The following is a 21,604-nucleotide window of genomic DNA, read 5'->3' as shown; positions in this document are numbered from 1 at the left end:
TTACGCTTAGATACGATGCGACTTAAAATAATCAAGCTTTCCGGCTTCAAGTCGTTCGTCGAACCCATCACTATCCCCATCACCGGCGACCTGATTGGTGTCGTCGGACCTAACGGTTGCGGCAAGTCCAATATCATTGATGCCGTGCGCTGGGTCATGGGTGAAATGTCCGCCAAGACCCTGCGCGGCGATTCCATGGCCGACGTCATCTTTAACGGTTCCAATACGCGCAAACCGGTGGCCATGGCGTCCGTCGAACTGATTTTCGATAACAGCGACGGCTCCGCCGGGGGCCAATACGCCAGTTATGCCGAAATCTCCATCCGCCGCGAAGCGGGACGCGACGGGCTCTCCGACTACTATCTCAACAAAACCAAATGCCGCCGCAAGGACATCATGGATATTTTCCTGGGGACGGGGCTCGGCCCGCGCGCGTATTCCATCATCGAGCAGGGAATGGTGACGCGCATCGTGGAGGCCAAGCCCGAGGAGTTGCGCGGTTACATCGAAGAGGCGGCGGGCATCTCAAAGTACAAGGAACGGCGCCGCGAGACCGAGAACCGGATCAAGCATACCCGCGAGAATCTCACGCGCGTGGAAGACATATGCCGCGAGTTGGAACTGCAGCTCTCGAAATTACAAAGACAATCCCGGGCCGCGGCGCGCTACAAGGAACTGAAACAGGAGGAACGGCTCACGCGGGCGCAGTTGTTCGCGCTTCGCTGGCAGGATCTCGATGCGCGTGTGGGCCAACACGATGCGATTCTGGCGCAACAGCAGACATCCCTGGACGCGGCGTTGTCGTTGCAGCGGGCCAGCGAGGCCGAGATAGAAAAAATCCGCGCGCACCAGTCCGATGCACTGGATCTGTTCAATGGCGTGCAGGCGGAATTTTATTCCGTGGGGGCCGACGTTTCGCGACTGGAACAAGCTATCCAGCATGCCCGCGAAACACGCGAAAATCAGGCGCGCGAACAGGAACAAATCAATCGCACCTGGAGCGAAGCCGATGTTCATCTGCAAGCCGATGTAAGGCAAATGGAGGAAATAAAACGCCGGCTTGAAGCACTCGGGCCGCAATTGGACAACCACCGGAGTACGCTGGAGGATTTAACGGAAAAACTCCTGCTCGCGAATCGCGCCTTGCAGGATTGGCAGCAGGAGTGGGAGACATTCGGCGAGATGGCCGCCGAGCCGTCCAAGATACGCGAGGTCCAGACCGCGCGCATACGCCAGATGGAGCAACATGTATCGCAACTGAGGCAGCGGCAGGAGCGTCTGGCCCAGGAGGCGGCCGGCATTATCGCGGATCTGGAGAAAGCATCCGCCACGGTCCTGTCCGAACAGGTGGCTGAACTGGACGACAAATGCGAATCGCTGGAGCGTTCCATCGGCGAGCTCGATGTCCGGCTGCGTGAAGCGCGTGACCGCCGCGACGAACTCGACGATGAGCTTGCCGAGGTGCGCGGAGTTAAACAGAATTGCGAGGCGCGACTGGCTTCACTTCAGGAACTGCAGGCCGCCGCCCGGGGGGAAAGCGATGCCGCGTTGAAGGATTGGCTGCGTGATCAGGATCTGGAAAAGGCGCCGCGCCTCGCGCGATTGATCGAGGTTGAACCCGGTTGGGAAAAGGCCGTGGAACGCGTGCTCGGCATCAACCTGGCGGCGGTGTGCGTGCCACGTCTGGACAAGATTGTTTCGCAGACGGGAAAACTCACGGAATCCCAGGTTTCCCTGATTGATCTCGGCATGTCGCCGTCCGCGCGGCAAACCTCGGGACGCGACTCGCTACTTGATAAAATCCGGTGCGACATTGATCTGGCGCCGCTGCTGGATGGCATTTATATCGCCGACAGCCTGGAGCAGGCGCTGGCGGTCCGCGGCGGCCTGACCGCGCGCGAATCGATCGTCACACGCGCCGGGGCGTGGGTCGGGCGTAACTGGCTTTCACACGGACATGAAAAAGGGGCGCGCACCGGGTGGCTGCTCCGCGAGCGCGAAATCGAAACCTTGCAGTCAGAGCTGACCGCAACGCAAAAGAAGTTCGCCAATCTCGAGGCGCAATTTTCCGACATCGATACGCAACAGCAGGTCCTGGAAGACGAACGCGAGGATCTCAACCGCGATCTCAGCGAAGACAATCGTGAACGTTCTCGCCTGCGCGAACAACTGGGCCGCGAGCAGGCGCGTAAGTCGCAACTGGAATCTCGCCGCGCGCAAATCGATCGTGAGCAAATTGAAATCAATGAGCAGTTAAAGCGCGATCTGGCCGAACTGGAATCGGCCGGTAATCTGCTGCAGCAGGCCGAAGCGACCGGCACGGAACACGAACAGCGGCGCGCGCAATTGCAGCAGAATCGCCGCGGGCTGGAGGAGGCCGCGGAACAGGCGCGCGTCCAGGAATCCGCCGCGCGTGACCGCCTGCATCGTTTGGAGATCGAGCGTGAAACACTTCAGACCTCGCTGGACGCGACCCAGACCAGTTACACACGCCTCGAAGGACAACTCCGGCAACTTGTGGCGCGGCGGGAACAACTCGCGCTCCTGCTGGCTGTCGACCAGGATCCCGCCCAGGCGTTTCGCCAGCAACTGGATCAACAGCTGCAAAAACGGCTCGGCGTGGAGGACCGCCTCACGGTTTCACGGCAGGCGGTATCGGAGCTTGAAAACCGGTTACGCGAGCAAGAGCAGGCACGCACCGCGGCAGAGCGACAAGTTGGCGAGCTACGCGAGCAACATGAAGGCGAGCGCGTCGCCCGCCAGGAGATTGTCGTCCGGCGTGACACGCTTGCCGATCAGTTGCGCGAAACCGGATTTGAGATTGAGCCGGTGCGCCAGGAACTTCCGGCCGCGGCGACCGAACAGGATTGGGCCACGAAACTTGAGGCCATTACGGCGCGTATCGAACGATTGGGACCGATCAACCTCGTGGCGATCGAGGAATTCGAGGAAATGAGTTCACGCAAGAATTATCTCGACAAGCAGTTCGAAGACTTGTCGCAAGCATTGACGACCCTGGAGGAGGCAATCCGCAAGATCGACCGCGAAACGAGGATACGTTTCAAGGAGACTTTCGACCGGGTCAACGAGAATTTTCAAGCCTTTTTCCCGCAACTGTTCGGCGGCGGCAGCTCGCACCTGGAGATGACGGATAACAACCTCCTCGAAACCGGCGTGACCGTCATGGCGCGTCCGCCGGGCAAGCGCAACAGCACGATTCACCTGCTCTCCGGTGGAGAGAAGGCGCTGACGGCGGTGGCGATCGTGTTTGCCATTTTCCAGCTCAATCCGGCGCCGTTTTGCCTGCTCGATGAGGTGGATGCCCCGCTCGATGACGCCAACGTGATTCGCTACTGTGAAACGCTGAAGACCCTGTCGCAAAAGACCCAGCTGGTATACATCACGCATAACAAAATCAGCATGGAAATGGCCGATGTCCTGATCGGCGTGACCATGTCCGAGCCGGGCGTCTCGCGGCTGGTGGCGGTGGACGTGGAGCAGGCCATGGAGATGGTAGCGCAGTAATGGATCTGCAGTATGCCCTGCTGCTTATCGGAATCGTCGTGGTCGCCGTGGTCGCCTTGTCCGCCCTCGACAAGGCGCGTCTGCGCCGGCAGCGCGAACGTCCGGAAGTCGATCTGGGAAATTTCACGCGTGACGATGCGCCGGTTCCCCAGAGCTTGTTGAATGCCACCCGCGAAGAAGGCAGTGAAAAAGTCCTGCGATCCGATATCGAGATAACCACCCGGGAAAAGCCGCACGACGAGATCCAGCGTGAGGAGATCCAGCGGTTGGAAGAGGTCGCAACCATGCCGCTCGACCTCACCACCGGTTTACGGCATCCGCGTCGCCGTCAAGCCGCGCCCGGCAGAGAGTACCTTTCGGATGAAAAAATCGACTTTGTCATTCAGCTTCCGGGCGACCGGCCGGTGGCGCGCAACACCGCGCTCGGCATCTTCATGCAGGAAGAGTACAAGCTCAACAAGGCGCGACACCTGTACGGCCAGCATTACCGGACATCACATTGGTCCGATCTCCAACTCGACCGGTCAAACACCCAGTATGGCGACCTCACGCTCGCTATCCAGCTCGTGGATCCCCGGGGTGCGATCGAGGAAACCGAGCTCAATACCTTTACGCAGATCGGGTTGCGGATGGCCGATGAACTGCAGCGTTTGACGAAATTGCCGCTCTCCTTCGAGCAGGGCCTGGCGCGCGCCCAGGCGCTGCAGGAATTTTGTAACACTTATGATGTCATTGCCGGGATTTATGTGGTGCCGGAAGAGCATAAGACCTTCTCGGGTATCGCCATTCAGATGGAGGCCAATCGCGCCGGTCTGGAGTACGGCGCGCGGAATTTCTTTCACTTGAAAAATGTCGTCGCCCCCGGCAGCCGTTACTTGTTCAGCATGGCCAATCTTAACGATTCGAGCGCGTTCGATCCCGGCGCATGGGACAAGCTTGAATCCAAAGGCCTCACGCTGTTCATGAGCGTGCCCTGCGCCTATCACCCGGGGGCGGCGTTCGACAAGATGGTCGCCACGGCCCGAGACATTGCCCGCGGCCTGGGCGGCACGCTGCAGGATCAGGTTCATCGGCCCCTGACCGACAAGGGCATCGCCGTCATCCACCACCAGATCGAAGCGATAGAGGAAAAAATGCGCGCCTACGGCATTTCTCCGGGAAGCGAGACCGCGCTGAAGTTGTTCAACGAAGCCGCGACGTTATGAGTCCCGCGGACAGCTTGCGCCGGCGGGCCGAGGCGCTGCGCCAGAAAATCAATGATCACAACTACCGCTATTATGTCCTGGACGACCCCGTCATATCCGACGCGCAATACGACAATCTCCTGCGTGAATTACAAAAAATCGAGGTGGATAACCCCGAGCTGATCACCCCCGACTCGCCGACACAACGAGTTGGCGCCGAGCCCTTGAAGGAATTCGGCGAGGTGCGTCATTCCATTCCCATGACCTCCATGGACAACGCCTTCACGGATGACGAGGTGGGCGAGTGGGATCAGCGCGTACGCAAGGGGCTCGCGGCCGGAGGCGATGTCGGCTACACCGCCGAGCCGAAATACGACGGCACGTCCGTCAGCCTGAGCTATGAACAGGGCGTGTTGGTCCGGGCCGGAACCCGCGGCGATGGCACCACGGGTGAGGACGTGACGGTGAATGTCCGCACCATCAAGACCGTGCCGTTGCATCTGCAAGGCAATAGCTGGCCGAAGTTATTGGAAGTGCGCGGTGAAGTCGTCATTCCAAAAAAGGATTTCGAGCGTCTCAACGCCGAGCAGCTGAAGCAGGGCGCCAAGATTTTCGCCAACCCGCGCAACGCCGCGGCCGGCAGCCTGCGCCAGCTTGATCCGCGTATCACGGCTTCGCGCCCGTTGAGTTTCATTCCATGGGGGCTGGGAGAAACGTCCGAGCCGGTGGCGGCGCGTTATTCGGACGCGGCCCGCCAGCTGAAAGAATGGGGGTTCCGTGTGTCGGAATTTTTCCGCACGGCGAAGGGACTCGATGCGTGTCTAAGGTATTACCGCGACATGCTGTCCCGGCGCGAGCAACTGCCATTCGAGATCGACGGGGTGGTGTACAAGGTGGATGAATTCGAGGCACGCGAGCGTCTTGGTTACACCGCGCGTGCGCCACGCTGGGCGCTGGCGCACAAGCTGCCGGCGCGGGAGGAAACCACCGTCGTCGAGGATATCATGGCCTCGGTCGGCCGCACCGGCGTCATCACGCCGGTCGCGGTACTCAAGCCCGTGCAGGTCAGCGGCGTGACGGTCACACACGCGACACTGCACAATCAGGACGAAGTCGATCGCAAGGATGTCCGTGTTGGTGACACCGTGATCGTGCGCCGCGCGGGCGATGTGATCCCTGAAGTGTTGGGCTCAATCAAGGACAAACGCCCGCGCGGCGCGCGCAAGTGGCGCATGCCGGACAAATGCCCGGTCTGCGGCTCGCAAGTGATTCGCGAGGAGGAAGCGGCGGCGCACCGCTGCATGGGCGGCCTGGTCTGCCCGGCGCAGCGCATGGGCGCGATTCTGCATTACGCCTCGCGCCATGCCATGGACATCGAGGGTCTGGGCGACAAGCTGGTGCAGCAACTGGTGGACAAGGGCATGGTGAAAACCGTGGCTGACATTTACCGGCTGAAGAAAGACGAGTTGGCCGGTCTCGATCGCATGGCGGAAAAGTCGGCGCAGAATCTGCTGGATCAAATCGAAAAAAGCAAAACCACCACCCTGGCGCGGTTTCTCTATGCGCTCGGTATCCCGCAGGTAGGCGAGGCGACCGCCCAATTACTGGCGGATCATTTCGGTGCCATCGATGACATCATGGATGCGAAGCGCGCAACGCTGGAAGCAATCCACGGCATCGGCCCGGCCATGGCCGAAGACATCTACGAGTTTTTCCATGAAAAACACAATCGTGTCGTGATCCGGAATCTGCTCAAGGCCGGTATCCACTGGCCCAAGCCGGCGCGCGCCAAAAAGGATTCACCGCTCTCCGGCAAGACCTTCGTGCTCACCGGCGGGCTGGCCTCCATGAGCCGCGAGGAAGCCCGTCGCAAACTGCAACTCCTCGGCGCCAAAGTTACCGACAGTGTATCGAAGAAAACCGATTACGTGGTCATCGGCGAAGACCCCGGCTCCAAGGCCGACAAAGCCAGGAAACTCGGGGTGACGATACTGGATGAGAAAGAGTTACTCAAGATGCTGGAGAAATAGCTTTCATGTAGGTTGAGGTGATTGAAATGAACCCTAACAAACCCGAGATTGAGGGTTTGAGCGATTATGTTGGGGTTCGCGGCGCTCACACCAACCTACGTGCTAAAGGACGCTAACGACTTGATTCTACAAATATCGAATTTTATTAATGCCGAAAAGCCTCGTTTCAACGGAGCTTTTAGGCGGTCGAATTTAAGTTAGAGCCTGTAAGGAATCACCGGGATGCACAGACCTGATCTGAGCGAATTCGGCGTTAATCAGCAGGACGTCGAATGGACTGAGAAGACTGAGGGTCAGCTACCTCTGGTTCTGTTCGTTATATCGGCGCTCGCTTGGGGAGTGTATGCATTGTCTAACACCGAGTCCTTTCACCTGGGGCTCGCACTGCTCTTCCTGTTCTTGGGGTTTGCGGTCATCTTCCTTACGACGATGGTTCTAATGTTCCCGGCCGAGCTTTTGCTGCGGTTCCTCGTACCTCGGTATCGTCGGGCGCAACGATACCGAAAGGCACTCGAGAAATTCCGTGCTTGGTGGGTACGAACCCAAAAGGAGTTCTGGTCTTCTTTGTCGGGTAAGCAGTTTGAGGCAGAGCTTGCGACTGTTTTTCGGCGAGCTGGTTTTCGCGCGGAGCTCACTTCCGCCACGGGAGACCAAGGCGTAGATATTTGGTTGCCATACCGAGCGCGGTAGGGAGATCGTCCAATGTAAGGCTCACAGAGCGCCGATTGGTCCAGCGGTCGCTCGGGAACTCTACGGAACACTCCAACACTTCGGCGCTCCAGCTGCCATTTTGGCCAGCACCTCAGGATTTACGAAGGGCGTGCTCGACTATGTTCGAGACAAACCGATTAAGCTAATGGATCTGTCTGGTATCATTGCGCTCCAAGAAAAGGCGCCAGGCTCTAACCCGCTGTTGAACACGGACGCACGCAGACGAGCCGCGCACCGGTTCGCGCAACGTTGACAGTCTATGGAAGAACCCGAACTCGACCAAGACACAATCAACCAAGCGGCATGCGACGCGGCACTTCTGCTTACCGAAGCGATCCGAGAACTGTCTATCCCGCAGCACTTGATGACCTGCGCCAATAAATTGGAGGAGACCCAGCGCGTCTCGGCGACTTACGCGGCTGCCGTGCAACGGATTGCCATGACTGCTACTGTTATCGGCGTCTATCGAGTTAACGAAACCCGGAAACACTTCCTGACCCCTTGGCTGTTTTCCGAGGAGGAACTCCAGCGGCTCGGGCTGCCGGAAATCGAGCACTTTGTCCGGGATTGCGTAGCTTTCGAAACTGTTCGGTCTCAGTGGGCAGCGCATGCACAAGCGAAGAAATCGACCATCCGAAGACCCGGCCGCCTTATAGATGCGTCGGCACTAGGTCGAGCACTCGAAAGGACGGGAATCGGAGACGAAGAGCAGTTTTTGAGGCGCATCCGCGACGAGTTGACGCCGGCGGTCGAAAGGGTCAGAGACAAGATTCTTGAGGCCTATGCCGAAGCGCGGGACTTCATTACGACCGGATACCCACGGGCTCTGCAACAGGGAGCGATTGACGAGGAGAGAAATCGTGATGCTGTCTAACAGCCCGTAGGCTGGGGTGAGCGCAGCGAACCCCAACAAACATCAATCCACTTCGTTGAATTATTGTTCTCATGCGTTATCGCCGCGCAGGGGTTCCCGGAGCAAGTTATTTCTTCACCGTCAATCTTGCCGAGCGGAGCCGGACATTGTTGGTGGACCGCGCCGATATTCTGCGAGAGGTAATCCGTGAGGTGCAGTCCCGGCATCCGTTTCGTATTGATGCGATGGTGGCGCTCCCGGATCATCTACATGCCATCTGGACATTGCCGAAGAACGACAAGGATTTTTCCACTCGCTGGATGCTGATCAAAAGTGGATTCTCGCGCCGGCTATCTGCGGGCGAACGGCGCAGCAGAAGCCGGCTGGCAAAGGGTGAGCGGGGCGTCTGGCAACGCCGATTCTGGGAACACTTGATACGTGATGAAAAGGATTACGAGAGACACGTGGATTACATTCACTATAATCCGGTGAAACACGGTTATGTGGCGAGGCCCGTGGATTGGGCTCACTCAAGTATCCATAGGTTTATCGCCCAAGGTATTGTGAGTCCGGATTGGGCCGTAGGGAATCAGGATGAGGCCAGCAAAGAATATGGCGAGCGATAAGTTTGTTGGGGTTCGCTGCGCTCACCCCAACCTACATATTCTGATCGTGCTCAATCTGATCGGCGGGCAGGGCTGACATGACCGCTGCGGCGCTGGCTCTCACGGCGGCGGTGCTGATGCACGTCGCCTGGAACCTGCTGGCGCGGGCGGGTCATCCCGACACCCGGTTTCTCTGGTGGGCGCTGGTCGGTTATCTCATCATCCTCGGTCCGTGGTCCCTGTATGCGCTGGTCATCGACGCACAGTGGTCGTGGAGTCTCGCCATGTTGCTGGTGATTTCGGCGCTCGCCAACGCCGTGTACTTTCTGGTATTGGGCGCGGCCTATCGACATGCGCCGGTGGCACTGGTTTACCCCATCGCCCGCAGTTCGCCGCTGTTGATTGCGCTCTGGAGCAGCTTGTTGTTCAGCGAGATGATTGCGGCATCCGGATGGCTCGGAATACTTATTACAGTCGCCGGGTTACTATTGCTGGCAATCAGCGCCCGCCATGGCGACACCCGCCGCGCGGTGCTGTGGGCTGTCATCGCCGCCTTCGCCACCAGCGTGTATTCACTGAGCAATAAATTCGCGGTGGCCAGTCTGCCGACTTACGGTTCCCAATTGGGGCTGGTGAGCGTCGATCTGACGGTTTCATTTATTGCGCTCAGCCTGGAACAACGCGTGCGTCTTGGACGCTGGCGTCCGTCGATGATGCCGCCGATAGTACGCTGGGTGCCGGCGGGACTGTTCATCGGCAATGCCTACGGACTCGTGATCTTCGCGATGCAGTATCTTTCCGCCGCTTATGCCGTCGCCTTCACCAACGCGGGCATTGTGGTCGCTGGTTTGTTGTCGATTTTCGTTTTTGGGGAGCGGGAACGTTGGAGAATGCAACTGGCCGCGATGGTTATTGTCACGTCCGGCCTGGCGGTACTGGTGCTATCCGCCTGACGTTAGTTATCCAAGATTTCAAAATACATCAACAAGGACCGCTGGACAAAAAGATCATTGTTATCGCTGATCATGAAAAAGCGGTTGCCCTGGTGGCGAGACAGCCCCTCAAAGTTGTCAACGTGATATCCCTCCACACTGTCCAGCTTCACAATAGTTTCAGGTTTCAGCAGTTCGCCGGATGTGGCTTTTTTCAATTGCGCGCGATTTAACAACACGACAACGTTCCCGAGGGGATTACGAAAATTTTGTTGCAGGACCAGCACCGCTCCGTTCCCAAGGCATTCCATGGCGGTGATGCGGTCGCCTGATGCATACGGATAGCGCCAAAATTGGCCAGATAAATTGAAAATACGCGTTGTGTCATGACCATCCGATTTTAGCGGGATCTCGGGCGCGGTGATGATACCCAGTGACGAGTCCATGCACACGGACTCCAGCATCCTGTTATCGTTGCTATAATTTTCCGCTTTGTTTAATACCTCCGGTAACGGAATGACCGCGATAGCGTGACCGTCCGGGCGATAGCGAACGATGCGCGGTTCGCGCTCAAAGCTGATGATCAATTCCGTGTTACCTCGCCGACGGTCGTGGCCATTCAAGACATAAAGATCCTCGGAATCGGCGCGTGACCGTTTAAGCGGTTTGCCGCTGTCGAGTTCGCGCAAGGGGAAAGCCCGCAGCAGCCGCACACCCGTGAGGACATCATTCTTGAATCGGGGTTTAAGATGAAACAGCCCACCTTTGTCGGTGACGGCATACAAGATCCCCTCGTCGTCGTCCCAGGCAATACCCGAGAGTTGCGAAAACCGCACGCCATCATGGGTAATATCGGAAAGCGACAGCATTCCGAGAAATCGAATCCGACCGACACGATCGCCGACACCGATATTTTCAGCCAGGTTGACTGAGCGGGTTTCCAGTTCGATCTCGGCGTTGGCACCGTCGATTCCGAGGGCAAACGCGATAACGCAAAGTATGAGTCCGCCGTACTTGAAAACGTTGTGCGCCATGGGGAAATTTTACGGAAGCCATCCATCCCGTTGAGACGGGATGGATGGCTAGAATGATTTAATTCACCGTGATCTTGGCTTTGCCTTTCAAATCCTTGATCAGGCCGTCGATCCGGTCGTTCTGCATTTTGCGATAAATGTTCGTGCGCGCTTGCTGATCCGACATGAAGTTTTCGAAAGTGGGTACCTTGAACGGACGTGTGTCTTCCAGCTTGATGACGTGCCAACCGAAATCGGTCTTGACCGGGGTCGTGGAAACCGCGCCTTTTTTCATTTCAATAACCGCGTTAAAGAAGTCGGGCACCACCATGCCTTGATTGATCCAGCCGATCTCGCCGCCCGAATCGCCACTTTGCGTGTCAATGGATTTGCTCTTGGCCAGTTTCTCGAATTTCGCGCCTTTACCCAGTTGCACGATGACGTCGTTGGCTTCTTTTTCTTCTTTCAGGAGAATATGGCGAACCTTGTATTCGGACTTGTGGGTTTTTTCCACCTCTTGCTCGAAGTTCTTTTTCACGTCCGCCTCGGTGATGGGGTTGTCACGAAGTTGTTTTCGCTTGGCCGCCTGCCCCAGTATCTCTTCGCGAATACGTTTTAGCAGCGTGCTGACTTCGGGCTCCTTATCGAGTTTGTTGTCGATGGCATATTGCGCGAGCAACATCTTGTCGATTAATTCATCGAGCACGATCTTTCTTTCCTTCTCCTTGTCCGGGATTGGCCCGACCTGCTGCTGACGTAACTGCAGGTAGCCCTGGTAGTCCGATTCCAGGATGGTCTCGCCATTCACGGTGGCGATAACCTTCATTTCTTCCTTGGAAGCTTCGGGCTTTGCCCGTTCGCCCGGTATTTTATCGCAACCGGCAACGAGCAGGCCGGCTGCGGTCAAGATTACTATCAGGGATGTGCGTAGGGGTGACATGAAATTTCCTTGGTTACGGTTGGGTTGTGGATGAATATTTCGCTTAAGTCTCATCCGGCGAGATCGCTCGGATACTGAGCGCATGAATGTCCTGCTGCAACATGTCGCCGAGCGCCTGGTAAACCATCTGATGGCGTTGCAAGGAGCTTTTGCCCGAAAAATGTTGCGATACGATGGTAACGGTAAAGTGCCCGCCACCGCTTCTGGCGCCTTCGTGACCGGCATGGAGCCCGCTGTCATCTCGAACCTCGATTTTCGTGGGCGTAAATGCCGCGCGCAAGCGGTTTTCGATCTGGGATTGGCGATCCATTCAGGGGAGCACTTTGCAAAACGGCTTGACGCTGATATGGGCATAAACTCCGGCTTCGACATAGGGATCGGTATTGGCCCAAGCTTGCGCCTCTTCCATCGATTCGAATTCGGCGATGATCAGGCTGCCGGTATATCCGGCCGGACCCGGATCATAGCTGTCGACCGCCGGATAGGGACCGGCGAGAAGCAGACGCCCTTCGTTCTGAAGTTGTTGCAAGCGCGCCACGTGCGCCGCGCGGACAGTAAGTCGGCGCTCGAGGCTGTCCTCCGCGTCCGTACCATTGATGACGTACCACATCAGTCCGACGTCCTGTCAGCAACCGATTCACCGCCGGGTTTGTCCTGAACGTGTTTCGCGATGAAGACCGCCTGGACCACCGTAAACAGCAGCGTCAAACCCAGCAGACCGAACACCTTGAAATTTACCCATATCTCGCGCCGGTTATCCGGGTCGAGATCGAGGCCGTAGTAAAAAGCGACGTAGATGTTTGCGGCACCGACCACGGCGAAAAAAATTCCCCAACTCAGATTGAGCCGTCGCCATACCGCCGCCGGCAGGGTGATTTGCGCCGCCATCATGCGCTCGATGACGGTCTTTTTCCCAACATACTGGCTGCCAAGCACCAGCGCCGCGAGAATCCAGTAAACCAGGGTGGGTTTCCACTTGATAAAGGTATCATCGTGCAAGGCGAGCGTCAGGCCACCGAAGACGGCGATGACGGCCAGTGTGATCAGGTGCATCGCTTCAAAGCGGCGGTGCTTCAACCAGAACAAGCCCACTTGTACGAACGAGGCGGCAATGGCCACGGCCGTGGCGACATAAATGTCGTAGAACTTGAAGGCGGCAAAGAACAGCAACAGCGGGAACAGATCGTATAGGAATTTCATCATGACGGCCGTGAGAAATGGGGCGCTATTTTCGCACTTCCCCGGGAGCGGCGGCAAGGATGTCAGCGAAGAACTAGTGCATCCTGGGTCTGGTCCAACGGTCGAAATACCGCCCCATGATCTGCCGCACCGGCTGCGGGTAGTTGAGCGCTTCCATTTGCTGCATTCCCTCGGCAAAGAAGGTCGGGGCGTCTTCCGGAAGATATCGCACCAGGTCGTCGAATACCCTCTCCATGAGCGCCGGATTGTGCGTTCGCGTCGCCATAATGCCCCGATTCAGGTGCAGTATTCGCCAGGGCCTGATGGGATTGTTTTTTTCCAGATCCTGCTTGATCGCGCTTGAGCTGGCCTGCGCCACGCGGCCCATGAAAAGCGTGAGTGGCTCCAGCAGGGAGGTTTCATGCATGCGGTTGGCGAAATTGGCCAGGGCATTGACCACCGGTTCAAGGGTGTGAATCTGACCCTCGTGCCGCACCACCCAATCCGCGGCGGCCAACGTGACGATCTCAAGGTCTTGCCGCGGAACAGCCAGATTGAGTTGCACGGCCCATGCGCCGAGATCGGTCAGCAACGACATTCCATAATCGCCGATCTTCGTCGGATCTTCCTTGCGGATCGGGCCGGATTCGCCTTCTACCTGATCGATGCGCGTAATCGTGGACAGGAATTGGTCGACACCCTCCGCCAATTGGGCGGGAGTAATCTGATTTTCCTCGTCCGCGTGCTGCGCCTCATAGGAGTCGATAATCTCCGTTGCCGCGTGTTGAAAACGCAGTGTCGCTTCGGAAAGGCTTGGCGGTAAGGCATAACTCCCACTGCTCATTGTCGGTCCTGGATGCAGTCACGGCATAATATATAAGTTCATGATACTCTGTTTAGACCATGGGAAATACTTGCGCAAATTCCGTTTCTGCCTCGGCATTACGCTACGATTTGCACAGCCACAGCATTCGCTCGGATGGGACGCTCACGCCTGCTGACCTGGTGACCAGGGCGCATGCGGCGGGGATCGGCGTCCTGGCTTTGACCGACCACGACGTAACCGATGGAATCGGCGAGGCGCTGTTCACCGCGAATCAATTAGGCATGTCGTTGATCGCCGGTGTTGAAATTTCTGTCACGTGGCAAGGTCATACGGTGCACATAGTCGGTCTTAATATCGATACCACCCACGTCCTCTTACAGCAAGGTTTGGCCCGTCTGCGTGCCTTTCGCGAGTGGCGCGCCGTGGAAATCGGTCGTCGGCTGCAAAAGAAAAGAATCGACAAGGCTTACGAAGGCGCCAGACGATTGGCGCAAGGGGAAATTGTCGGGCGCATGCATTTTGCCCGGTTCCTCATGGATCAGGGCTATGTTCGAGGCCATCAGCAGGCCTTCCGTCAGTTTCTTGCGCGCGGCAAGCCCGGGTATGTGCCTGCCCAATGGGCCGAACTCTCGGAGGCGGTAACCTGGATACGATCCGCCGGCGGCAGGGCCGTTGTGGCACATCCGGGTCGTTACACCATGAAGCCGGGCGAGTTACGAGAGTTTTTTGATACTTTTCAGGAGTGTGGTGGCGAAGCGATAGAAGTGATTTCCGGGAGTCACACGGCCGAAGCCAATCGGCACTACGCCCTTCTGGCTCAAGAGCGTGGATTTCTGGCCTCGGTGGGGTCGGATTTTCACGGCCCGGAAAAAACCTGGATGACCCTTGGCAGATTGCCAGCCTTGCCGGACGGATGCATTCCCGTGTGGCGAGATTGGGAGTGCTCAGGACTAAGGACTGAGGACTCAGCCCTAAGTCCTCAGTCCTGAATTTCATGGCCCAGTATTTTGAAATTCATCCCACCCATCCACAGCCACGCTTGATCCGGCGCGCCGTCGATATCGTTCGTGCCGGGGGCGTGATCGTTTATCCCACGGACTCCAGTTATGCACTCGGATGTCACATCGGCGACAAGGAGGCCATGGAGCGGATCCGGCGCATTCGCCAGGTGGACGATCGTCACAATTTCACGCTCGTGTGCCGCGATCTTTCTGAAGTGGCCCAATACGCCCGCGTGAGCAACGCCGATTACCGGCTGCTCAAGGCGTACACCCCCGGGGCGTATACATTTATCCTGCCGGCCACTCGCGAAGTGCCGCGGCGTTTGCAGCACCCCAAGCGCAAAACCATCGGTCTGCGCGTGCCGGATCACGTTATCGCGCAGGCCTTGTTAACCGAATTAAACGAACCGCTCATGAGCTCGACCCTGATTCTCCCTGGTGAACGGGTACCTTTGAGTGATCCGGCGGAAATCCGCCAACAGCTCGAGCATGAGGTGGATCTTGTCCTTGATGGAGGTTTCTGCGGTCTGGAACCGACCACCGTCGTCGAACTCGATAGCGGCCGGGCGGTTCTCTCCCGTCTGGGCAAAGGCGATAACGCGCGCTTCGTCGAGTGATATTGTTCAAAGAAATCAGGTAAATAGAGACGGATTCCTGGTTTAAGTCAATGACCGCACCTGATATACTGCGCGGCCAATGCCCAAACTAACTCTGCTTCAAACTATCGCCGTTGCCATTTTGCCACTGCTGTTTGCCATTACGGTTCACGAAGTCGCTCACGGATGGATGGCTAAACAATTTGGCGATCCCACGGCACAAAGATTGGGCCGATTAACGCTTAATCCACTAAAGCATATCGATCCGCTTGGCACTATTCTAGTGCCGGGGCTACTGCTCATGCTTGGAGGCTTTGTTTTCGGCTGGGCCAAGCCGGTTCCCGTGACTTGGGAGAATCTCCGTCACCCCAAGCGGGACATGGCGATTGTGGCCGCGGCCGGCCCTATGGCAAATCTGATCATGGCGCTGATCTGGGCTGTCATCGCCCGTATCGGCATTCAACTTGGTACCACATCCTGGGCCGGTCTACCCATGCAATATATGGGATTTATTGGTATACAAATCAATGCGATATTCATGATTCTTAATCTTCTTCCTCTACCACCGCTCGACGGCGGAAGGGTGGCTGTGGGGTTACTCCCTGGCCCCATGGCCTGGCAACTTTCGCGTGTGGAGCCTTTCGGGTTTTTCATTCTGCTGGCCTTGCTGGCTACGGGTGTTCTGACTGTGATTATCGGTCCGCCCATCCATGTGGTAGAAAATTTGGTATTGCTGCTCGTGGGGTTACGGTGAGCACGGTTTTGCCCGGGCAGCCCATGCGTGTACTGTCGGGAATGCGGCCCACCGGCCGGCTGCACCTGGGTCATTATCACGGCGTGCTGAAAAACTGGGTCAAATTACAGACCGAATACGAGTGTTTTTTCTTCGTTGCCGATTGGCATGCCCTAACCACCCACTATGAAGATCCCCAAATCATGGAAGAAAGCATTTGGGATATGGTGGTGGATTGGCTTGCGGCCGGTATTGACTCCGGCACGGCAACGCTCTTCATTCAATCCCGCATCCTTTCGCATGCTGAACTGCATGTCTTGTTATCGATGGTCACCCCGCTTTCATGGCTTGAGCGCGTACCTTCCTACAAGGACCAGCAGGCCGAACTCAAGGACCGGGACCTTCTGACCTACGGTTTTCTGGGATACCCCCTGCTCCAAAGCGCAGATATCCTTGCGTATCGTGCGGGAATAGTACCGGTGGGCGAAGACCAGGTAGCACATGTTGAACTCACACGCGAGATCGCCCGTCGATTTAACCACCTCTATGGCCGGGAGCCGGACTACGAAAACCGCGCCGAGGAAGCGATCAAGAAAATGGGCAAGAAGAACGCCAAACTGTACCGCGATCTCCGCACCGCCTACCTGGAACAAGGTAATCACGAGGCGCTCGATACGGCCCATGCCCTGCTCGAACGGCAGAAGAATATCGCGCTCGGCGATAAAGAAAGACTGTTCGGATATCTGGAAGGCGGAGGCAAAATCATTTTGCCCGAACCCAAGGCGTTGCTGACTCTTGCACCGAAAATGCCGGGTCTCGATGGCCGCAAGATGTCCAAGTCGTATAACAACGTCATCAGCCTGCGGGAGCCGCCGGTCGAGGTGGAAAAGAAATTTCGCACCATGCCGACCGATCCGGCGCGCGTGCACCGCTCCGATCCCGGAAATCCGGATAAATGTCCGGTGTGGGATTTTCACCTCATCTACTCGGATGGAGAAAAAAAGGATTGGGTGCAAAAGGGATGCCGATCGGCGAAAATCGGTTGCCTGGAATGCAAGCAAGTCATTATCGATGCCGTGTTGGCGGAGTTGAAGCCAATACAGGAGCGTGCCGCTGAGCTTTCGCGCGATCCGCTCGCAATTAAAAACATCATCGCCGAAGGCTGCAAGCGCGCGCAGGCAACGGCTGAAGCGACAATGGCCGAGGTGCGCGACGCCATTGGTTTGAATTACAGCTGATGAGCACGCCGGCCGGTCCGGAAACCCCGGTTGCCGTGGTACGCGGCGAAACACTCTCCCAATTGCCGGAGGATTTGTATATTCCGCCGGACGCACTGGAGATTTTCCTTGAAACCTTTCAGGGACCGCTGGATCTGCTGCTTTATCTCATTCGCAAGCAAAATCTCGATATCCTCGATATTCCCATCGCCGAAGTAACGCGCCAGTACATGGGATATGTCGAATTGATGCAAGCCGTAAAGCTGGAACTCGCCGCCGAATACCTCGTCATGGCGGCGATGCTGGCCGAAATTAAATCACGCATGTTGTTACCGCGGCCATCGAGCGAAGAGGGCGAAGAGGCCGATCCGCGCGCTGAACTGGTTCGCCGGTTGCAGGAGTATGAACGTTATTGCCATGCCGCCGAGTCACTGGATAAATTGCCGCGGATCGGGCGCGACTTGCATCTGGTTGTGATTGAAAACGATCGGCCGCCCGTCAAGCGTATTGAACCGAATGTCAGCCTGTTTGAATTGCTGGATGCCTTCAAGGAAGTACTTGTACGCGCCGAGCTTTATCGGCATCATCATGTGCAATTGGAGCCGCTGTCTGTACGCGAGCGCATGACCCGGATTCTGGCGAAGATCAACAGTGAAACGTTTGTGAACTTCGAGGATATGTTCGAATTGCACGAGGGGCGCCGAGGTCTGGTCGTCACCTTCGTCGCGATACTCGAACTGCTGAAGGAGTCGCTGATCGTGCTGGTTCAGCAGGACCCATTCGGTCCCATCCATCTCAAGGCGGCAGCCTGATGAACAAACCGAACCCAGAGCTGAAAAACATCATCGAGGCGGCGTTGCTGGTCGCCGGTCAGCCGCTGACCATCGAGAAAATGCTGACGATGTTTCCCGCCGAATCGCAACCCACGCGTGAGGAAATCCGCGAAGTAATCCGCCAGCTCGAGGCGGAATTCGAGAATCGGGCGATAGAGTTGAAACAAATCGACCGTGCCTGGCGATTCCAGACCCGCGATAAATACTCCCCCTGGATCTCCCGCCTGGCCGAAGAGCGCCCCGTAAGGTACTCGCGTGCCTTGCTCGAAACGCTGGCTATTATTGTTTACCGTCAACCGGTGACGCGCGGCGATATCGAAAACATACGCGGCGTATCTGTCAGCACGGATATCATCAAGACATTGCTCGGGCGCGAATGGATTCGCCAAGTGGGAGTGCGCAAAGTCCCGGGACACCCCGCGTTGTACGGCACGACGCGCGAATTTCTCGAGCATTTCAATCTCAAGACTCTCGAAGCGCTGCCGCCGCTTTCCGCCTTGCGGGAACTCGATGTCATCAGCCAGGAATTGAACCTGCGGTTGAATCTCGAGCCGAACGATAGAATTTCGCAGCACGGCCGCGAGTCAGCGCGCGATGAAATTCATGGCGGCACGGAAGACGAGCCGGAACACGTGGTCATGACCGAGGTCCATTCGGCCGAACGTGAGTGACCACGGCAGCCCGGCGGGGGAAAAACTGCAGAAAGTTTTAGCCCGCGCCGGCCTGGGTTCACGTCGCCAGATAGAAGGCTGGATCGCAGCCGGTCGTGTCACCGTCGACGGCAACCCCGCGACCTTGGGCGTCCGCGTAACTCCCGCACAAGCGATTCGTGTCGACGGACGCACCGTTCTGGCGCGCGTCAGGCAACCCAGGCCGCGGGTCCTGATCTACCACAAGCCGGAAGGCGAAATCTGTACCCGGTCGGATCCGCAGGGCCGCACCACGGTTTTTGAAAAACTCCCCACTCTCCGCGGCGCGCGCTGGATTCCCATCGGTCGCCTGGATTACAACACTTCCGGTTTGTTGCTTTGCACCACCGACGGCGAGCTCGCCAACCGATTGATGCATCCCTCCCAAGCGATCGAACGGGAGTACGCCGTGCGCGTGCTCGGCAAAATCAGCGAGGAAATGATCACTAGATTGAAAACGGGGGTAGTGCTGGAAGACGGCCCCGGACATTTTGATTCCATCGTGGATGCAGGGGGCGCCGGCGCGAATCACTGGTACCATGTGGTACTCAAAGAAGGACGCAATCGTGAAGTACGCCGGCTATGGGACAGCGTGAGCGTGAAGGTGAGCCGTTTGATCCGGATACGCTTCGGCCCGATCCGCCTGCCGCCGCATTTTCATACGGGACGTTCCGTTGAACTCGATGACAAAGCCATGGCAGTGCTATATGGGTTTGCCGGCCTCAAGCTTCCATCAATCCCGGAAAGCAAGATTCATGCAAAGCGGAAACCACCAAGACAGGATAACAAACGACGTAACGCGAAAAAATTGTATCCTGACTCCGTCAGGAAACGCCGGAGAATCACAGCACAGCGTTAAACGTTTCCGTCTCTATATGGAGTCGCGTAGTGAGTCCAAAAAAAACTACCACCGCATCAACCCTCGGTGACAGCAATTCACCGCCGCCTCCCATATCCTTCCGTGAAGCGTTTTATTATTGGCTCAAGTTGGGTTTCATCAGTTTCGGCGGTCCGGCGGGGCAAATCAGCATCATGCATCAGGAACTGGTCGAGCGGCGGCGGTGGATATCCGAACACCGCTTTCTACACGCGCTCAATTACTGCATGGTCTTACCGGGTCCCGAGGCGCAGCAACTCGCGACCTATATCGGATGGATGATGCATGGGCTGAAGGGCGGCATCACGGCCGGGGTGTTGTTCGTACTGCCATCACTTTTTATTCTGGTCGCGCTAACCTGGATTTATTTGGTTTACGGCGATGCCCTGATCGTCGCGGGCATACTCTATGGGATCAAACCGGCGGTAACGGCGATTGTCGTGTTTGCCGCTTACCGGATCGGTTCACGCGCCTTGAAAAATTCTGTTCTTTGGGTCATGGCCGTGGCTGCTTTTACCGCCATATTCGCATTTTCAATTCCATTTCCTTATATCGTTCTGACGGCTGGTATTGTGGGGTATTTCGGGGGACGTTTTTCACCGGAAAAATTTCAAACCGGGGGGCATCTCGTCGACGGGAAAAAAGGTTATGGCCCCGCTGTAATAGACGATCATACCCCGTCACCGGAACACACCCGTTTCGCATGGCCGCGGGTGATTACGTATGGCCTCGTGGGTTTGCTGATCTGGTTCGGTGCGATGGCCGCGTTGTGGGCGTTATTCGGTCGGGAAGGCTATACGCAAATTGGCTGGTTTTTTACCAAAGCCGCGCTGGTGACTTTCGGCGGGGCCTACGCGGTGCTGCCGTACGTATATCAAGGCGGTGTCGAACATTATCAATGGTTGACCGCAACGCAAATGATAGACGGTTTGGCGCTCGGCGAAACCACTCCCGGACCGCTTATCATGATCGTGGCGTTTGTGGGTTTTGTCGGTGGTTGGACCAAGGCGCTCTTCGGGCCGGAATCGTTGGCCCTGGCAGGAATCGTGGGCGCGTGCGTGGCGACCTTTTTTACTTTTCTTCCCTCTTTTCTGTTTATCCTGATCGGCGGACCGGCCGTCGAATCCACGCGCCGCGATATCAAGTTCACGGCACCGCTTACCGGCATCACGGCAGCGGTCGTGGGTGTGGTGCTTAATCTTGCCGTGTTTTTCGCCTATCACGTGCTCTGGCCGCAGGGATTGGCGCAACCGTACCGATTGAGCAATCTGTTTATCGGTGTCGAATGGTTCTCGGCTTTGATCGGTATCTCGGCCTTTGTTGCTCTATTTCGGTACCAGGTCGGAATCATTCTCGTCATTGGCGCGTGCGGGGTCGTCGGGCTTCTGGCAACGCTGGCGCGAACTTTCGTCGTTTAGAAAGGAGGCAGTCCCCATGAAATGGATAACACGTGAGCGTCCCAAGATCGATCGTATCGCCTGTCCATGGTTAATCACGCGATTTATCGACAAGGCACCGGAGTTCCTGTTCGTCGCGCCGGACAAAGTTCTTCCGGTTGCCGAGGATACCGGGGCGATCCCATACGATATTCCGGGTGTGGAGTTGGGCCACGTCGAGGAGCTTTGCAGCTTTGATGCGTTTCTCAAGAAATATCAACTAACCGATCCCACACTGCAAAGGCTCGCGGACATTGTGCGTGCCGCCGACACCGGTCGATTAGACCTTGCGCCGGAAGCGGCTGGACTGCTCGCAGTCTCGCGCGGGTTGTCGCATAACTTCAGGGACGACCACGAGATGCTCAAGCATGGCATGGTGGTTTACGACGCTCTTTATGCATGGTGCCGCAGCGCGTAGCCGGTG

Annotated in this window: 23 protein-coding genes; 17 read left to right on the top strand and 6 right to left on the bottom strand. The window is 57.1% G+C overall.

Translation table 11 applies throughout. The features are described 5' to 3' along the window. Positions 1 to 15 precede the first annotated feature (15 nt). The 8 genes from smc to WD823_RS12055 all read left to right on the top strand — a co-directional run bounded on the left by smc (position 16) and on the right by WD823_RS12055 (position 9,861). Entirely contained in the window at positions 16 to 3,525 is a 3,510-nt protein-coding gene (gene smc / locus WD823_RS12090; protein WP_368429744.1) for a chromosome segregation protein SMC, read from the top strand. After that, a complete protein-coding gene (locus WD823_RS12085) occupies positions 3,525 to 4,730 on the top strand; it encodes a cell division protein ZipA C-terminal FtsZ-binding domain-containing protein (protein ID WP_368429743.1) in 1,206 nt (401 codons plus the stop codon). The genes smc and WD823_RS12085 overlap by 1 nt, the downstream gene beginning before the upstream one ends. Continuing rightward, complete coding sequence (gene ligA / locus WD823_RS12080; RefSeq protein WP_368429742.1) at positions 4,727 to 6,739, top strand: NAD-dependent DNA ligase LigA; 2,013 nt, start codon at positions 4,727 to 4,729, stop codon at positions 6,737 to 6,739. The genes WD823_RS12085 and ligA overlap by 4 nt, the downstream gene beginning before the upstream one ends. Positions 6,740 to 6,961: 222 nt before the next feature. Continuing rightward, the gene (locus WD823_RS12075; protein WP_368429741.1) at positions 6,962 to 7,429 is read left to right on the top strand and encodes a restriction endonuclease; all 468 of its coding nucleotides are present in this window, start codon (positions 6,962 to 6,964) and stop codon (positions 7,427 to 7,429) included. Further along, a complete protein-coding gene (locus tag WD823_RS12070) occupies positions 7,401 to 7,703 on the top strand; it encodes a DUF2034 domain-containing protein (RefSeq protein WP_368429771.1) in 303 nt (100 codons plus the stop codon). Before WD823_RS12075 ends, WD823_RS12070 begins: the two co-directional genes overlap by 29 nt. 6 nt (positions 7,704 to 7,709) lie before the next feature. Next, positions 7,710 to 8,324: a hypothetical protein gene (locus WD823_RS12065; RefSeq protein WP_368429740.1), complete on the top strand. Its 615-nt coding sequence runs from the start codon at positions 7,710 to 7,712 to the stop codon at positions 8,322 to 8,324. Positions 8,325 to 8,395: 71 nt separating this feature from the next. Continuing rightward, a complete protein-coding gene (locus WD823_RS12060) occupies positions 8,396 to 8,929 on the top strand; it encodes a transposase (protein ID WP_368429739.1) in 534 nt (177 codons plus the stop codon). 77 nt (positions 8,930 to 9,006) lie between these two features. After that, a complete protein-coding gene (locus WD823_RS12055; RefSeq protein WP_368429738.1) occupies positions 9,007 to 9,861 on the top strand; it encodes an EamA family transporter in 855 nt (284 codons plus the stop codon). A 2-nt stretch (positions 9,862 to 9,863) separates the two neighbouring features. Here the strand turns inward: WD823_RS12055 and WD823_RS12050 are convergent, their stop codons facing one another. From WD823_RS12050 to WD823_RS12025, 6 genes are all read right to left on the bottom strand, one after another. Continuing rightward, on the bottom strand, positions 9,864 to 10,874 hold the full coding sequence (locus tag WD823_RS12050; protein ID WP_368429737.1) for an esterase-like activity of phytase family protein: 1,011 nt from the start codon (positions 10,872 to 10,874) through the stop codon (positions 9,864 to 9,866). A gap of 58 nt (positions 10,875 to 10,932) precedes the next feature. Next, on the bottom strand, positions 10,933 to 11,793 hold the full coding sequence (locus WD823_RS12045) for a peptidylprolyl isomerase (protein ID WP_368429736.1): 861 nt from the start codon (positions 11,791 to 11,793) through the stop codon (positions 10,933 to 10,935). Positions 11,794 to 11,836: 43 nt separating this feature from the next. Next, a complete protein-coding gene (locus WD823_RS12040; RefSeq protein ID WP_368429735.1) occupies positions 11,837 to 12,103 on the bottom strand; it encodes a BolA family protein in 267 nt (88 codons plus the stop codon). Further along, positions 12,104 to 12,403 carry a YciI family protein gene (locus tag WD823_RS12035; RefSeq protein ID WP_368429734.1) on the bottom strand — a complete coding sequence of 100 codons (300 nt, stop codon included), beginning with the start codon at positions 12,401 to 12,403 and terminating at the stop codon, positions 12,104 to 12,106. Next, positions 12,403 to 12,993: a septation protein A gene (locus WD823_RS12030; protein WP_368429770.1), complete on the bottom strand. Its 591-nt coding sequence runs from the start codon at positions 12,991 to 12,993 to the stop codon at positions 12,403 to 12,405. Before WD823_RS12030 ends, WD823_RS12035 begins: the two co-directional genes overlap by 1 nt. A 73-nt stretch (positions 12,994 to 13,066) precedes the next feature. Beyond that, on the bottom strand, positions 13,067 to 13,816 hold the full coding sequence (locus WD823_RS12025; protein ID WP_368429733.1) for a hypothetical protein: 750 nt from the start codon (positions 13,814 to 13,816) through the stop codon (positions 13,067 to 13,069). Between the two features lie 59 nt (positions 13,817 to 13,875). Here WD823_RS12025 and WD823_RS12020 point away from each other — a divergent pair, with 59 nt between their 5' ends. From WD823_RS12020 to WD823_RS11980, 9 genes are all read left to right on the top strand, one after another. After that, positions 13,876 to 14,787: a PHP domain-containing protein gene (locus WD823_RS12020; protein WP_368429732.1), complete on the top strand. Its 912-nt coding sequence runs from the start codon at positions 13,876 to 13,878 to the stop codon at positions 14,785 to 14,787. Between the two features lie 5 nt (positions 14,788 to 14,792). Beyond that, entirely contained in the window at positions 14,793 to 15,416 is a 624-nt protein-coding gene (locus WD823_RS12015; RefSeq protein WP_368429731.1) for an L-threonylcarbamoyladenylate synthase, read from the top strand. Positions 15,417 to 15,495: 79 nt separating this feature from the next. Further along, a complete protein-coding gene (locus WD823_RS12010; RefSeq protein ID WP_368429730.1) occupies positions 15,496 to 16,149 on the top strand; it encodes a site-2 protease family protein in 654 nt (217 codons plus the stop codon). A gap of 23 nt (positions 16,150 to 16,172) precedes the next feature. Beyond that, positions 16,173 to 17,366 (top strand): tryptophan--tRNA ligase, encoded by a 1,194-nt coding sequence (locus tag WD823_RS12005; protein ID WP_368429729.1) that lies wholly within the window; start codon positions 16,173 to 16,175, stop codon positions 17,364 to 17,366. Then, positions 17,366 to 18,157, top strand: coding sequence for a ScpA family protein (locus tag WD823_RS12000; RefSeq protein ID WP_368429728.1), 792 nt, complete (start codon positions 17,366 to 17,368; stop codon positions 18,155 to 18,157). Before WD823_RS12005 ends, WD823_RS12000 begins: the two co-directional genes overlap by 1 nt. Then, the gene (gene scpB, locus WD823_RS11995) at positions 18,157 to 18,849 is read left to right on the top strand and encodes an SMC-Scp complex subunit ScpB (protein ID WP_368429727.1); all 693 of its coding nucleotides are present in this window, start codon (positions 18,157 to 18,159) and stop codon (positions 18,847 to 18,849) included. Before WD823_RS12000 ends, scpB begins: the two co-directional genes overlap by 1 nt. Continuing rightward, positions 18,842 to 19,726 carry a 23S rRNA pseudouridine(2605) synthase RluB gene (rluB, locus tag WD823_RS11990; protein WP_368429726.1) on the top strand — a complete coding sequence of 295 codons (885 nt, stop codon included), beginning with the start codon at positions 18,842 to 18,844 and terminating at the stop codon, positions 19,724 to 19,726. The genes scpB and rluB overlap by 8 nt, the downstream gene beginning before the upstream one ends. 92 nt (positions 19,727 to 19,818) lie before the next feature. After that, positions 19,819 to 21,162, top strand: coding sequence for a chromate efflux transporter (gene chrA / locus WD823_RS11985; RefSeq protein WP_368429769.1), 1,344 nt, complete (start codon positions 19,819 to 19,821; stop codon positions 21,160 to 21,162). 16 nt (positions 21,163 to 21,178) lie between these two features. Next, the gene (locus WD823_RS11980) at positions 21,179 to 21,598 is read left to right on the top strand and encodes a chromate resistance protein ChrB domain-containing protein (protein WP_368429725.1); all 420 of its coding nucleotides are present in this window, start codon (positions 21,179 to 21,181) and stop codon (positions 21,596 to 21,598) included. The last annotated feature ends 6 nt before the right edge of the window (positions 21,599 to 21,604 follow it).

Source organism: Sulfuricaulis sp., from assembly GCF_040901545.1.
Lineage (GTDB): Bacteria > Pseudomonadota > Gammaproteobacteria > Acidiferrobacterales > Sulfurifustaceae > Sulfuricaulis.
The sequence above is the reverse complement of the archived record's forward strand: the minus strand, read 5'-3'. Positions and strand labels throughout refer to the sequence as shown.

Excerpts from the sequence above, each read along its gene's own strand:
- smc (WP_368429744.1), top strand. The coding sequence starts at position 16 with ATGCGACTTAAAATAATCAAGCTTTCCGGCTTCAAGTCGTTCGTCGAA.
- WD823_RS12085 (WP_368429743.1), top strand. The coding sequence starts at position 3,525 with ATGGATCTGCAGTATGCCCTGCTGCTTATCGGAATCGTCGTGGTCGCC.
- ligA (WP_368429742.1), top strand. The coding sequence starts at position 4,727 with ATGAGTCCCGCGGACAGCTTGCGCCGGCGGGCCGAGGCGCTGCGCCAG.
- WD823_RS12075 (WP_368429741.1), top strand. The coding sequence starts at position 6,962 with ATGCACAGACCTGATCTGAGCGAATTCGGCGTTAATCAGCAGGACGTC.
- WD823_RS12065 (WP_368429740.1), top strand. The coding sequence starts at position 7,710 with ATGGAAGAACCCGAACTCGACCAAGACACAATCAACCAAGCGGCATGC.
- WD823_RS12060 (WP_368429739.1), top strand. The coding sequence starts at position 8,396 with ATGCGTTATCGCCGCGCAGGGGTTCCCGGAGCAAGTTATTTCTTCACC.
- WD823_RS12055 (WP_368429738.1), top strand. The coding sequence starts at position 9,007 with ATGACCGCTGCGGCGCTGGCTCTCACGGCGGCGGTGCTGATGCACGTC.
- WD823_RS12050 (WP_368429737.1), bottom strand. The coding sequence starts at position 10,874 with ATGGCGCACAACGTTTTCAAGTACGGCGGACTCATACTTTGCGTTATC.
- WD823_RS12045 (WP_368429736.1), bottom strand. The coding sequence starts at position 11,793 with ATGTCACCCCTACGCACATCCCTGATAGTAATCTTGACCGCAGCCGGC.
- WD823_RS12040 (WP_368429735.1), bottom strand. The coding sequence starts at position 12,103 with ATGGATCGCCAATCCCAGATCGAAAACCGCTTGCGCGCGGCATTTACG.
- WD823_RS12035 (WP_368429734.1), bottom strand. The coding sequence starts at position 12,403 with ATGTGGTACGTCATCAATGGTACGGACGCGGAGGACAGCCTCGAGCGC.
- WD823_RS12030 (WP_368429770.1), bottom strand. The coding sequence starts at position 12,993 with ATGAAATTCCTATACGATCTGTTCCCGCTGTTGCTGTTCTTTGCCGCC.
- WD823_RS12025 (WP_368429733.1), bottom strand. The coding sequence starts at position 13,816 with ATGAGCAGTGGGAGTTATGCCTTACCGCCAAGCCTTTCCGAAGCGACA.
- WD823_RS12020 (WP_368429732.1), top strand. The coding sequence starts at position 13,876 with ATGGGAAATACTTGCGCAAATTCCGTTTCTGCCTCGGCATTACGCTAC.
- WD823_RS12015 (WP_368429731.1), top strand. The coding sequence starts at position 14,793 with ATGGCCCAGTATTTTGAAATTCATCCCACCCATCCACAGCCACGCTTG.
- WD823_RS12010 (WP_368429730.1), top strand. The coding sequence starts at position 15,496 with ATGCCCAAACTAACTCTGCTTCAAACTATCGCCGTTGCCATTTTGCCA.
- WD823_RS12005 (WP_368429729.1), top strand. The coding sequence starts at position 16,173 with ATGCGTGTACTGTCGGGAATGCGGCCCACCGGCCGGCTGCACCTGGGT.
- WD823_RS12000 (WP_368429728.1), top strand. The coding sequence starts at position 17,366 with ATGAGCACGCCGGCCGGTCCGGAAACCCCGGTTGCCGTGGTACGCGGC.
- scpB (WP_368429727.1), top strand. The coding sequence starts at position 18,157 with ATGAACAAACCGAACCCAGAGCTGAAAAACATCATCGAGGCGGCGTTG.
- WD823_RS11980 (WP_368429725.1), top strand. The coding sequence starts at position 21,179 with ATGAAATGGATAACACGTGAGCGTCCCAAGATCGATCGTATCGCCTGT.